This window comes from Halomonas sp. IOP_6, assembly GCF_021151565.1.
Taxonomy (GTDB): Bacteria; Pseudomonadota; Gammaproteobacteria; order Pseudomonadales; family Halomonadaceae; genus Vreelandella; species Vreelandella alkaliphila.
Window position 1 is genome coordinate 1 of record NZ_JAIRBO010000018.1, and the last position, 13,660, is coordinate 13,660.

The 13,660-nt window shown below is 50.5% G+C and carries 9 protein-coding genes; 2 read left to right on the top strand and 7 right to left on the bottom strand.

Annotated features, from left to right (window positions below):
* Window positions 1–515: 515 nt before the first annotated feature.
* Window positions 516–1,082, bottom strand: a complete 567-nt coding sequence (gene ampD / locus K7H08_RS18240) for a 1,6-anhydro-N-acetylmuramyl-L-alanine amidase AmpD (RefSeq protein WP_038478002.1) — start codon at window positions 1,080–1,082, stop codon at window positions 516–518.
* A gap of 83 nt (window positions 1,083–1,165) precedes the next feature.
* Between ampD and nadC the strand changes: the two genes are divergently transcribed.
* A complete protein-coding gene (gene nadC, locus K7H08_RS18245; RefSeq protein WP_038478005.1) occupies window positions 1,166–2,020 on the top strand; it encodes a carboxylating nicotinate-nucleotide diphosphorylase in 855 nt (284 codons plus the stop codon).
* A gap of 5 nt (window positions 2,021–2,025) precedes the next feature.
* On the opposite strand, the gene K7H08_RS18250 is transcribed toward nadC, so the two are convergent.
* The gene (locus K7H08_RS18250) at window positions 2,026–2,586 is read right to left on the bottom strand and encodes a GNAT family N-acetyltransferase (RefSeq protein ID WP_269438963.1); all 561 of its coding nucleotides are present in this window, start codon (window positions 2,584–2,586) and stop codon (window positions 2,026–2,028) included.
* Window positions 2,587–2,691: 105 nt separating this feature from the next.
* Between K7H08_RS18250 and tsaA the strand changes: the two genes are divergently transcribed.
* Window positions 2,692–3,420, top strand: a complete 729-nt coding sequence (gene tsaA, locus K7H08_RS18255; protein WP_231658675.1) for a tRNA (N6-threonylcarbamoyladenosine(37)-N6)-methyltransferase TrmO — start codon at window positions 2,692–2,694, stop codon at window positions 3,418–3,420.
* Between the two features lie 33 nt (window positions 3,421–3,453).
* Here tsaA and K7H08_RS18260 read toward each other — a convergent pair whose 3' ends face one another.
* From K7H08_RS18260 to K7H08_RS18280, 5 genes are all read right to left on the bottom strand, one after another.
* Entirely contained in the window at window positions 3,454–5,694 is a 2,241-nt protein-coding gene (locus K7H08_RS18260; RefSeq protein WP_231658676.1) for a CHASE2 and HATPase_c domain-containing protein, read from the bottom strand.
* A 46-nt stretch (window positions 5,695–5,740) separates the two neighbouring features.
* The gene (locus K7H08_RS18265; RefSeq protein ID WP_231658677.1) at window positions 5,741–7,024 is read right to left on the bottom strand and encodes a FecR domain-containing protein; all 1,284 of its coding nucleotides are present in this window, start codon (window positions 7,022–7,024) and stop codon (window positions 5,741–5,743) included.
* Between the two features lie 77 nt (window positions 7,025–7,101).
* Window positions 7,102–8,019 (bottom strand): SH3 domain-containing protein, encoded by a 918-nt coding sequence (locus K7H08_RS18270; protein WP_095604706.1) that lies wholly within the window; start codon window positions 8,017–8,019, stop codon window positions 7,102–7,104.
* 84 nt (window positions 8,020–8,103) lie between these two features.
* Window positions 8,104–8,472 carry a DUF6447 family protein gene (locus tag K7H08_RS18275; RefSeq protein WP_231658678.1) on the bottom strand — a complete coding sequence of 123 codons (369 nt, stop codon included), beginning with the start codon at window positions 8,470–8,472 and terminating at the stop codon, window positions 8,104–8,106.
* Between the two features lie 11 nt (window positions 8,473–8,483).
* Window positions 8,484–13,660, bottom strand: a 5,177-nt coding sequence (locus K7H08_RS18280) for a YadA-like family protein (RefSeq protein WP_231658679.1), incomplete at its 5' end; no start/stop codon positions are given.

Consider the following 13,660-nt stretch of genomic DNA (forward strand, 5'->3'; position numbering starts at 1 on the left):
ACGATCTTCGCCCTCACGATCCAGTACTGATTCCAGGGATTCCAGCCACTCCGTGGTTTCGAGCGGATCGAGATCTTCTCTTGTCTCCAGACTCATAGAGGTCTCTCCGAATGACGATAAATGACAATGAGCCCCGCCAACCCTTAGGGCCTGGGGCGGCTGCGGTGTTTAGCCACCACAGGCCGATAAAACACCGACGCCTAAGCGTCGCGTAGAGGTTTTCTTTCTACATTCAACAAGCTACGTACTTTCCGATGTAGTAAAGCTACACAATTGTCGTAAAAGTTAGCCTTTTGTATATGAGAAGATACCGCAAAGTCGTCACTCTGCCAATTCCAGCAAGCCCTAAAAGGCTATCGAAAACAGACTATTGCACCGCAACATAAAAAAATAGTAAGACTTTAGACGAATCTACCAAACGCTCAAAAATGTAGCCAAACTACCGTTTTATTTACTTACGAGTGAAGTACTTAATTAAATTTCCAACGTTCTTTTACAAATTTATTAACCCAGCGCTAAGCATCTAACTGTTGATAATAATAAGCCCAGTCAAAGGCTGGCCCTGGATCAGTTTTACGCAGTGGAGCCACGTGAGCATGACCGGTAATGCGTGACTTATCCAGCTGTGGGTAGCGCGCTATTAGCCACTGAGTTACCGCTACTAACCTTTGATATTGCGCTTTGGTAAAAGGGGTCACGTCGTCACCCTCCAGCTCAATACCCACTGAAAAGTCATTTAAGGCTGTTCGCCACGCCTTTTGATACGGATCCAGCCAGCATGAGCGCCCGGCATGCCAGGCGCGATGATCTGTATCAACAAACTGTAAGCACTCGCCATCGCGACGAATCAGAAAGTGAGCTGATACCCTAAGATGTGCAATCTCAGCAAAAAAGGGGTGCTCTGCTGAATTTAGCTGGTTAGTAAACAGTGCCTCAATGGCATCACCACTAAACTGACCGGGCGGCAAACTAATCGCATGAATAAGCAGTAGCGAGACCTCACTATTGGGGCGCTGATCGCAGTTGGGTGATGCCATTTGTCTAGCGCTTGGCCACTGCCCATCAAAGGCTGTACTTTTCATAACAGATACACTCTTCTCTACGTTGGCATTCTCTTTCACTATAATGCCCAACACACTCAATAACGCCTAGAGAACTCACCGCCATGCATTATGAAAACGCTCTTGCCGAAGAGATACGCGCTAGCGCAGCCCGCTTACTAGCTGAGGATATTGGCCCTGGCGATATTACAGCGCAGCTAATCCCTGAGAACCAATGGGCAACCGCCAGCATCATTACGCGTGAACCCGCAGTACTTTGTGGTGTTGCTTGGGTAGATGAGATTTTTCGACGGTTAGATAACCGCGTTACGCTACGTTGGCAGGCAGCAGACGGCGACTCTCTTCAAGCAGATCAGTGTTTTTTAGAGCTAGAAGGGCCTGCTCGCAGCCTACTGACCGGTGAGCGTGCTGCCCTAAATATGCTGCAAACATTGTCTGCCACGGCTACATCAACACGACATTACGTTGATTTAATTGAAGGCACTAATGTCCGTCTACTAGATACGCGTAAAACATTGCCTGGAATGCGCCTAGCTCAAAAGTACGCAGTAACCTGCGGCGGTGGACATAATCATCGGATTGGATTGTGGGATGCTTTCTTAATTAAAGAGAATCATATTACTGCTTGTGGCGGTATTCCGGCAGCCGTTGAGCAAGCTCGTAAATTGGCAAGTGACCTGCCAGTAGAGGTAGAGGTGGAAACGTTTGAGGAGCTTGATCAAGCACTGGCCGCAAAGGCAGACATTATCATGCTCGATAATTTCGCCTTAGAAGACTTGCATGTAGCCGTCGAAATAACTGGTGGGCGGGCAACACTTGAGGCCTCTGGCAATGTCGGCGCAGCAACATTGAAGGCAATTGCCGATACCGGTGTTGACTGCATTTCCAGCGGCGCACTCACCAAAGACCTAAAATCGATCGATTTATCGATGCGCATTACCCACACCTTCGACGTTTGATGTATTCAGGTTTCGACAGCGTTGAGCTTTTTGACTAAGTGATAGCGTTTCAAAAGCTCGCCACTGCGCTCTACCCACTGCTCGCCGAGGTTGCTAAAACCTCGGCGAATCAAACGTTCATAAAGCACTAAGCTTGCTTCAATTTCTACACTCGACACGCCCTGCTCAAGCAGCATACGTTCAGCGTGTATCAACAATGTGGTACCGATCCCGCGTCCAGTCAGTGAAGGCCACACATAAAGTGTCTCTATACGTTTGGCCGCAACATCCAGCTCTAAAAACCCGACACATCGCCCATCACAGCTGGCAACCAGCGTAGTATAAAGCGTTTGTCTGGCCGCCCAGGCGCTTGCCTCGCGTGGCAGAGCATTCGCCCAAGCTCGGCGTTCGTCTACACCATAGTGGGAAGCAGCGCCCTGCATCACCGCGTGATAAAACACCTCTGCTTGGTCAGCTGCGTCACGGGCAAACCCTTCACGATAGATAATTCGTGGAGTGGGCGCAGAAGGTGTTTGGCTCACGTTAGTACTTGTCACATTAGTACTTGTCACATTAGTACTTAGCATATATACAACTCCACTATTTAATTATCGCACCTTAACGGGTCATTGCATCCCAACTCGATGCTTGACTGCTTTATACTTCGTTTTTATCTACACGTAAGGTGTGTCATGCACGATATATCCATAAATGAGTCATTTACCATCAACCCTATAGGTTATATTGAAAGCGACTACCCTGATAAGTTTGGCATTCCTCGCCAACCAGGACTAGCGACGGCAGCGAAAGCGACACTGATATTAACGCCCCCCTTCAACACACCGTTAAGCGTTCGTGGACTAGAAGCATTTAGCCACTTATGGATCAGCTTTATTTTTCACCGCAGTCCCGAAGAGTGGGCTCCCCTTGTACGCCCACCCCGACTGGGTGGCAATAAAAAAATAGGGGTATTCGCGAGTCGTAGCACACATCGGCCTAATCGTTTAGGGCTATCGCTCGTTGAGCTAGTGGGTATTGATACACACAACGGTGCACGCCTATTGCTCAAAGGAGCAGATTTAATGACAGGTACACCCGTGGTAGATATCAAACCTTACCTGCCTTGGACTGAAGCCGTTCCGAATGCACGCTCAGGCTTTGCCCCAGTACCGCCACCCTTTTACCCCGTAGAATTCTCTTCAGCGGCCGAAAAAGCACTTGCTCAACGCGCAGATGCTAGTGACTTAAGGCAGCTAATTACTCAGGTATTAGGCCAAGACCCACGACCAGCCTACCATCATGATCAACCAGAACGGGAATATGGCATGCAGTTAAGAGATGTCAATATTCGTTTTCAAATACAACAGATGCCTGAGCTAGGCAACGTCGTTTATATAATCAGCATTCAAAAAAACAACTAACAATTGGCACTTCGGCAACTCACAACTCACAACTCACAACTCACAAGAAGGTAGCTTCATTGTAAACTGACTACCTCTACCAAACTCACTTTCACAGCAAATCTCGCCGCCATGCTTAGCTGCTACCGTTTTCACTAATGCTAGCCCGAGACCATGCCCTTCTGCCACGCCATCCTTATCGCTGCGCGTAAAGTCGTCGAAAATATCGTTAATTTCATCAGACTCAATACCGACGCCATTGTCAGAAACCTGCAGCACAATCCACTTACCCTGTCGATACACAAGAACATTAACTTCGCCCCCAGAAGGCGTATACTTAACGGCATTTTCAATTAAGTTAAACACAGCTCTTGCAAGATAGTTCTTGTCGCCCATCATCGGGGCGCCATCTTCATCTTTTAGCTTGCTCACCACTTTAATATCTTTTAATTTCGCAAGTGGGTAAACTTGATCTAGCACTTCCATAACAACATCTTCAAAAAGCACAAACTCTTTTTTCAAGTCAAATGACTTGGCTCGCGTTAAATTAATAAAGTCGTTAATCATCCCAAGCCCCATCGTGAGGCATTGTTCCAAATAGCTATAGAAATTAGCTTGCGTTGCGGCCGAGGCTGGATTTTTTTGGGCTTCTAGAAATGCTAGCGCTCTTGCCTGAGGAGCTTTCATATCATGTGACAGGAAACTAAGCATACTAGACCTCTGTGCTTCAGCTTCTACTTCACTTGTCAGGTCAACCAGCCATACTAACCAGCCCCCAGCCGCACTATTCGTCGTTGTAGATAACTCTCCCATCTCCAGTCGGTACGTTCGCCCATCTCTATCAGTACATAATCCACCTATTTGAATGCCGTTGACGTTACTCATTCCAGCTGGCTGGGGTGGCCATATAGTCGAAAAACCGTGTTTCTCTTCAAAGGTTAGGAAGGATGGCAAAGCATCAATGTGATCGATGACCTGCTCTCCTTCCTCCCAACAAATCGCCAATGCTTTTTTATTTGCCTGTAGAACCTCTCCCTTCTTATTTAGTATGAAGATGGGGAGCGGTAATGAGTGCATTGCATCTAATATGAATCGCCGCCCTTCTACAATTCTACCTAGCGCAAACTCAAGTGCTTGAGACTGCTGATAAAGTTTCCCACCCTCACCTCGAATATCATCAGGCTCCCTAAACGGCAAGATAGATGGTTCTTGATATAACAATTCCAGCTCACGCTTAAACCAAGACAGCAATGTTGCCTGGCTTTGCCAAACAATTGCAATGAAGGCGATGCCCAATGCTATTAGGCTCGCAAAAGGAGGCCACCACCACCTAAAATTCAGCGCAACTAGAGAAGCGCATAACACCCCAATACCGAGCGATAGCACCACTAGTAATAAATAACGAAACCTTAACCACCATGCCAATAGCATTAAGACAACAATAGGCAAGCTTGCTAAAAAAGCCCCTATCCAGCTGTCTACTTGGCGTATATAAGTTTCATTTCGTAGGGCATCAAGTAAGTGGGCATGTACTTCAACACCTGGCATTAAACTGGAAGACAATAACGATACATTATAGCGATCGCCCAAACCAAGAGCAGTCATACCCACTAAGACAGTACGACCTCTGAGTAAAGAGGCGGGAACATACCCCATTAATACATCATGATAAGAAACAGTTGGATATGAACCAGTCGGGCCTCTAAATGGTATTCTTATCGCCTCAGTTGGCCAATGTGATACACCATGCTCTCCTTTATTCTCTCCATCCGCAAGAAGGGTCATGAGCTGTGGCCATACATCACCCCGGCGCTCAATCAACAATTCAACCGACCGAGCCACGCCATCAGTATCAAGCACCATATTGATATGTCCAACGCCCCTGGCAGCAGATAATAATGGAGAAGGGGGGGTTAAAACATCTCGTGTACTACCTTCCAATAAAGATTCAGAAAGTAGTGCCATTGGAAGATAAGTGCTGCCATGGCGATGCATTGCATTAGCAAGCCGCGCATCTTCTTCAGGTAGGCGGCTTGGCTCAACTAGCAGGACGTCCAACACAATCGATTGCACACCCGCTGCATTCAACTGATCAATCAGCTGGGTGTGAACATCTCTAGACCAAGGCCAACGGCCCAATGCTTGTAGACTGGGCTCATCTATCGCTACAACCAAAATATCAGCAGAAGGAGGCTCTGATTGCCTGGAAAGCCAAGCATCGTAAAAAAAATTATCAGACAGTAAGGGAGACAAACTATAAAGAAAAAAAGCAATGGGTAGTAATAAACTACCCATTGCACACCATGTCATCACAAACCGTCGGTGCAATGCTCTAGAAAGGCTACTGCCCTGTGTCATTTAGTGTTCCAGTATCGAGAACAACCGTCATATCTGTTCGTTCATCTAAGCTAACTACACGCCAGAATATCTCGTTGCCAGGCAGACGGCTCACTCTTAAAGGACCGTTATTTTGAGGTTCATAGTCCAATAAAACTTTCGTAAATTCGTGATCAGCTGCTAGTTGCAAGCGGTAGGTTATTTGTGCTCTATGAAGCCACTCGAAGACCCACGAGTCTTCTTCCTGCTTAACGGATACTCGATTCCCATGATGATGAATAACGAAAATAGCACTATTACCTTCGATACCAAAATCATCTATAGCAGCTATTCGCAAATGGTAAAACCCCGGAGAAAGTGGGGCGAGCTGTACCTGGTCGCCCACAGATCGTTGGTCACGTATTATCGTTAAAAAGTTTGGATCACTTGCTATTTGTACTCTGTAAGTTTTCCCCTGCATAGACGACAAAATATCTATTTGTATGGCCTCATTTGGCAGCGAGGTGATATCTACGTCATCGGGTGGTGGCAATAAACGCACAACTTGGATACCACCTGTTTCATCAATACGTGCGCCCTCTCCCTTACTTATTGAGGCTTCTGCAGTACCTATTCGGTTTTGAGCAGCAACATTCCCTTCATAAACCGACGTTACTAGTGTTTCATTTGAGTAGCCTGCCCGAAAGTGAGTACCGCGCACACCGAGCACGCCCGTATTTGTTTCTATATTGTATGCTCTTCTGCGCATGCGATTTGAAGGTACGTATGACTCTATCTCTCCTTGCTCTAATTGAAACGTGATCCCACTTTCACCTTCACGCTTTAACACAATGCGTGAATTAGAGGGCACCACCGCCCTAGCCCCATCACGCATTTGAACGGTTAAGGAAGATCCCGGACCGGTTTGAATGACGGAATCAACCTTAATTGTGTCTCCACTCTCTAAAAGCTTTTCACCGTTCTCTTCGACTAACCATGCATCCCCCGAGCGGTATAGAACTGACAAAGGAAAAGGGTCGAAAGCACTGAGGTCCACCATTGTATCGGGCTGAAGTTTGAAGGGATCAGCGATCGCATTCAGCTGCTGTAAAGTAGGCCATTCGTCAGGAGTGCCATAATAATATTCTGAAATATCCCAAAGCGTATCACCCGGCATCACTTGATGGTGTGTATCGGATGCGTAGGACAGCCCACAAGTCACAAGAAGCACACCTCCTACTACAACGCCTAAAAAACGTTGCAATAGCGACTTAGCCTTTAGGCTACTCCAGCTGCTACTTTTATTCATAACGCCACCATCATTGATACACATAGGCACGCTCGGTAATGTATTTTTTGCCCAAATAACACTAGCTTTATTAAAAATCACTCAATTAGTGTATTAGATATCCAACCTAAAGCGGGTACATTGTCCTGTTGGAAGTAGACTTGGCTCCACCCGTCCATACTCCCCAACACATAAACGGCGGTGCCTCTTGTCAATGATGCAATACGGTCAAAATCAGTACTCGCTCCCGCGCGTATATTGACGCGGCTTCCGGCAATTTGCATTTCTTCAAGATTAGACAAACTTGCCTCGATATTTTCTTTAGCCAAATCGTTACCGCCTTGAGCAGCCATAACGAACCAAAAAACAGCCCAAGCATGGTTACGTTCAACCCCATGCCCCCTAGCATGCATTGCACCTAAATTATTTTGCGCGAATGGATCATTTTGCTTCGCAGCACGCTCATACCATTCAAACGCGCGGGTATAACTTTGCTCTACTCCACGACCTGTTTCGTAAAGGCTTCCGATATTGTTCTGAGCTGCCACATGGCCCTGTTCAGCGGCCAACTCAAACCATCTCGCAGCAAGCTCAGCACTTTCATCAACGCCCTCACCTTCCAAATACAATAAACCTAGCTGAAATTGGGCAGCAGCATTGCCTGCCTCGGCAGCCCGCTCAAACCATTGCGCGGCTGACCCTGAATCGCCATCAAGACGTTCAAGAAGATAAAGCTCAGCCAGTCTAACCTGAGCATCTGCAAGCTCATTGTCCGCCGCAAGTCGGTACCACTTGTAGGCTTCATCTAAGCTAGCACTTACCCCTTGGCCACGCTCGAACATCATTCCCAGTGCAAACTGAGAGTCCGAGTCGCCTCGTTCTGCAGCCGTACGCCACTCATGAATAGCGGAGGCGTAATGGCCACGCTGGTATTCGTCAAGCCCTGCCTCATAATCCGCACTGGCTAGCGTGCTAATCCCGACAATAATAAGGCTCAACCAGGGTAGCATCCTCATATTCAGGCCATCCTTCACAAAAGCCCGATAGACTCTCGCCTACCGGGCGTTCAACAAAATTAAGCAATTTCTCAGCTTGCGAGATTACTTCACTGGCGTTACCGACTGCGTCACTTCGGCCAATATACGGGCATAAGTATTACGGGCCGTTTGCGTAATCGCCAATTGATCTTGTAAACGCTGTAGCTCTTGATCAGTTACTCGCAGGTTCTGAAGTTGTTCTCGCCCCTGCTGACCCAGACTTTCAAGCGTGTACTCTTTACCATCTATCGTGACTGTCTTGCCGCCGTCATACCAGTTACCCGCTAGTGCTGGAAAGCCATCTCCGGCGTCGCGTAACTCGGCTCGGTCGTTATTAGGTGGGCTAGCGCAGCCCGCCAGAACGAGAACGGCGGCGATACTGGCGGCCCCGAGGGCCGCCTTGGTCATCATACTGTTATTAAGATTGTTCACGTCGTTCTCCCTTACCAGTGCCAGCCAGCGCCAATACCTGCGCCAAAGTTGCTTTGCGAGTCGCCCGTTATCTTGCCTTGGATAACCCAGCGGCCATTATCGGACAGACGCGAGATACCCACCGAGACCGCCGACTCACCGCCATAGGTGCCTGCCCCCACACCAATCATGCTCTTACCGGGCATCCACGCTTGTGGCACCGTGGAAGCGGCGATCGCACTGGCAGAACCCGCGTTAGCGTTGCGTTCGACGCTGTCGATGCGACCATGCACGTTGACGATCTCGTTTTCAAAACGACGTCCCAGCTCGTTCATCTGCCCTACGTTAACCGCATCGGTCTCATTAATCCCCGGGGCAACGTTGGTGATGGTGGTGCCTTCGTCGCCTTTCAGCGTGATGGTGCTGTAGTCAACATTGCCATCTTCATCACGGTCGTAGTTCACCGCACCACGCTGAACGGCATCCAACTGGCGGACGTTAACGGCATCAGTGTCGCGCGTACCACCGGCCACATTGGTGATCTGACGTTCGTTGCCCGCGCTACCGACAGAAACGGCACCCTGTGTGGAAGCAACGGATTCGTTGGAGAAACGCTCACGCTCACCGTTCATACCCTCACGGTCAGCAACAGAGTCCGCACCGAGGGCAACGCTGCCTTCCGCATTGGCTTGTGCACCCGCACCGGAGGCAACACTACGATCGCCTGACGCGACACTGCTTGGCCCCATGGCGATGCTGTCAGCACCTTGTGGGTCTGCGGCAGGGCCGTCGCTATTGGCGCGGAAGTACTTGGAGCCCCCTTGTTCAATGTTGGTGATTTGGTTCTGCACATCCCATAGCTGGCTACCGTTCACAGCATCCGAGCTATTTTGCGCAATATCACCGGGGGCAACGTTAGTGATCTTCGTGCCGCCATCGCCTTCCAAGGTAATGGTGTTGTAATCAACACTGCCGTCGTCGTTGCGATCATATTGCACCGCACGGTCATCCAGGTCGGCCAAGTCGTTGGTGATATTACTGATATCACCTTCAACAGTGGTGACGCGGTTGTCTAGCGCCCCGACCGCTTGATTAGTGGCATACAATTGGCTGCCGTTAATCGCATCGGTACTCTCTGCCGAAATTCGGCCTGCTGCGACGTTCGTCACCGTACGTTCAGCACCAACGCTACCAACGCTAACGGTGGCTACCGGGGAAGTCCCCGCAAACTGGTAAGTTTGGCCAGCGATTTCTACCGAAGCAGTGCCAACCGCAGCGGCAGTACGGGCGCCTTCCCCTAGCGCGACGCTGCCTTGGTGTGAGGCAATCGCGTCGTATCCCATCGCCAATGCGCGGTCAGCCGAGGCAACGGCCTCGTAGCCAACAGCGGTGGAGCCTTGCCCTTGAGCGAAGGCATCGCTCACTGCTAAGCCACTGTCGTTGGTGCGCACGTAACGAATGCCGAGGCCGTTATTGGTGATGTACTCATCACTTCCGTCACCAACAACGTTCGTAACGCTGTTTTCTAACACTTCGATCCACTGATTCGTGGCGTAAAGTTGAGAGCCGTTGATGGCATCTTTGCTATCGGCTGATACATCACCTTCGGCTAAGTTAGTAATCCCCTCGTTACTAATAACAGGCCCGTCTTGCCCTACGGTAAGGCTATTAGCGACCGATAAATCATCGGATAGCCCAAACGCTACTTCTTCACGATCATTAACCGTGGCCTGAGTAATGAGTATGTTGCCGTCATCACTTAAGAGGTTAACTTCACCCGTTGGGGCCACATTGTTGGCTTCGCCATCTTCAACGCTCAAGTTCCATCCAGCGTTCGCCGTAGCACTTACCTCTTCAATAGCCTGGTTAGAAGCGAAAAGTTGGCTGCCATTAATGGCATCAGTGCTGGTCGCACTAACTCGCCCCGCTGCCACATTGGTGATCGTGCGCTCATTACCCACACTACCAACACTAATGGTGCTCGTCGGTGTAGTGCCAGCAAATGAGTAATCATTGCCAATCAGCGTAATGCCCTGAGTCGCAACCGATTCATCCGTGGTGCTGTTACTGCCGAGCGCTACACTTTGATCGTGACTTACCGTCGCACCTGCGCCAAGAGCGATACCCTGTTGGGCTTCGGAGCGGGCATTGCTACCAAACGCTATTCCGTCTGACAGCAGTACTTCGGCACTATCGCCAATGGCAGTGCCGCCTGGAGCCATTTGACCGACAATCGCGCCGTTACCAATGCCAATGCCGTTATCACCGTTTGTGACGGTGGTTGGGCCAACTGCAATGCTGTCGTTACCTACCGCGGCGGCATCTGGCGCGCTGGAGTTCGCGCGGAAGTATTTGGTACCAGACTCGACGACTGATCCAACGGCACCTTGTAGTTGGCGAACAGTGACAGCATCTTGCGCTTGGGTGCCATCTGCGACGTTGGTGATCTGACGGTACGAGTCGCTATCGCCTACCGAGATAGCACCGAGCAGTTCTTTATCAGTGGTGTTGAATGCAATCGTCGCTGTCCCCGCCGGGATAAAGCCAGAGTCTGGAGCCAACGCGCGATCAACCACCGAGCCGCTACCCAGTGCCAAGCTATCTCGAATCGGTGCATTCGCCCCAAACCCCATGGCTACAGCACCTTCGCCGCTGGCGCTAGCATCTACGCCACTAGCAATGGCATTCAACCCAGTGGCACCATCGTTATTAAAGTTGCCTCCGATAGTGCCGCCGTCGTTCACGCTGTAGTAACGAGCACGGTTTTCATTGAAATATTGAAGGTTAAGCGCATCACCGTCATCCACTGGTGTGCCTACATTGCTGATGACTTGGTTATTGGCATCAATACCACCACTCGCGGTGATGCTGGGTCCACCAGCAATGGTGAGGCCATCGTTGGTGACGGTGGTAAGGTTGCCGTTGCCATCATCGACGCTTAAGCCTGCGCTGGTGAGCTCGCTGTTACCGGCGGTGACGCTGTCGAGATCAAGGTCACGATTAAGGTTGATTTCCACTTCACCAGCATCATCGGTGCCAGTCTGCGCGACAGTGAGATTGCTATCCCCTGTGAACGTTACCTCGCCATTAGGGCCGATATTGGCGGCATTGGTACCGTCGGTGACGTTCCAGCCCGCATTAGCTGCGGCACTTACTTCTTCAATGGCTTGGTTAGAAGCAAACAGCTGACTACCGTTGATGGCATCAGTGCTGGTTTCACTCACACGACCAGCCGCTACATTGGTCAGCGTACGTTCGTTCCCCGCACTACCAATACTAACGGTGCTATCCGGCGTGGTGCCTGCAAATGAGTAGTCGTTGCCAATCAGCGTAATACCCTGGGTTGCAACTGACTCATCTGTGGTACTGTTGCTACCTAACGCTACACTTTGATCGTGGCTAACCGTCGCACCTGCGCCAAGGGCAATGCCCTGCTGGGCTTCGGAGCGGGCATTAGTGCCGAACGCGATTCCGTCGGAGAGCAATACCTCGGCATTATTGCCAATGGCGGTACCACCCGGTGCCATTTGACCAACAATTGCGCCGTTCCCCATACCAATGCCGTTATCGCCGTTGGTGACCGTGGTTGGACCAACCGCAATACTGTCGTTACCTGTCGCAAGAGAGTCTGGCGCCGTAGAGTTGGCGTGGAAGTACTTAGTGCCGGTATTAACTACAGAGCCTATTGCCCCCTGTAGCTGGCGAACCGTGACGGCGTCTTGCGCTTCAGTACCATCAGCAACATTAATAATCTGTCGATAAGAGTCGCTGTCCCCGACGGAAATCGCGCCAAGCAGTTCTTTGTCGGTAGTGTTGTACTCAATGGTGGCTGAACCCGCAGTGATAAAACCTGATTCTGGCGCTAAGGCACGGTCAGAAATCGAGCCACTACCAATCGCTAAGCTGCCACGTACTAGAGCGTTCGCCCCAAAGCCCATCGCCACTGCGCCTTCGCCATTAGCAATAGCGCCTACGCCGCTCGCCATCGCATTCAAACCAGTAGCACCGTCATTATTGAAGTTACCGCCGATGACACCGTTATCGTTCACACTAAAGTAACGAACGCGGTTTTCATTGAAGTATTGAAGGTTTAGTGCATCGCCATCATTCACTGGGTCGCCCAGGTTGGTGATGGAGTTGCCGCCCATATCAATGCCATTACCATTAAGCGTTGGGCCGTTGTTGATCGTCAGGCTATCAGCAGTAAGATCAGAGCTTGTGGCGATCTCAATCGCGCCGCCGTCATCGCTCAATTCAATATTCTGGCCGCTGATAAAGTTGGCGACGTTATCGTTCTGGTCGAGCGTTTTAACGTCGGTGCCATCAATCTGAGTGACCACAGTTTGGAGTGCGGAATCAGCCAGCGTCAGGCTGTCTTTGCTGGCTTGACTAAGATCCACCGCGTAGTCGGTGACGTTATCCGCATCCGGGGCAGCGGCGGTAACATCTACTGCACCGGAACCAGCACTCACTGAAGCGCCGTCGGCATTAACGGTGTAGATAGCTTGGCCATCAGCGCCAGTGGTTTGGTCAACACTCGCCACGTTAGAGCCACCCGCAACCTCTGTCCTCGACGCCGCTGCGCTGTTTTGCAGCTGGCTGAGGTTGACGGCATCTTGAGCATCCACACCATCTGCGAGGTTGCTAATGGTGGTGCTGTTCATATCAATGCCGCCGCCGTTCAACGTCGGGCCACCAGTGATGGCCACGTTATCAAAAGCTACGCTATCGGCTGTGGCAACAGTGATATCCGTGCCGTTGCGAGTGATATCCACATTTTTGCCATCTAGGAACTGAACCGTATCGCCAGGCGCAACATTGGTAGCGGCATCACCGTTGGTTTGAACATTCCAGCCCGTATTGGCAATCGTACTGACCTCTTCTATCGCTTGGTTAGAGGCAAACAGTTGGCTGCCATTAATGGCATCGGTACTTGTTTCACTCACACGGCCTGCCGCGACATTGGTCAACGTGCGCTCGTTGCCTGCACTGCCAATACTCACCGTGCTATCTGGGGTGGTGCCAGCGAAGGTGTAGCTATCACCGGCAATCGTGACACCACTGGTGGCGACCGCGTCTTCTGTCACGCTGTTGCTACCCAGGGCGACACTTTGATCGTGGCTAACCGTTGCGCCTGCGCCCAGGGCAATGCCCTGCTGGGCTTCAGAACGCGCGTTAGTGCCGAACGCAATGCCATCGGAAAGCAGCA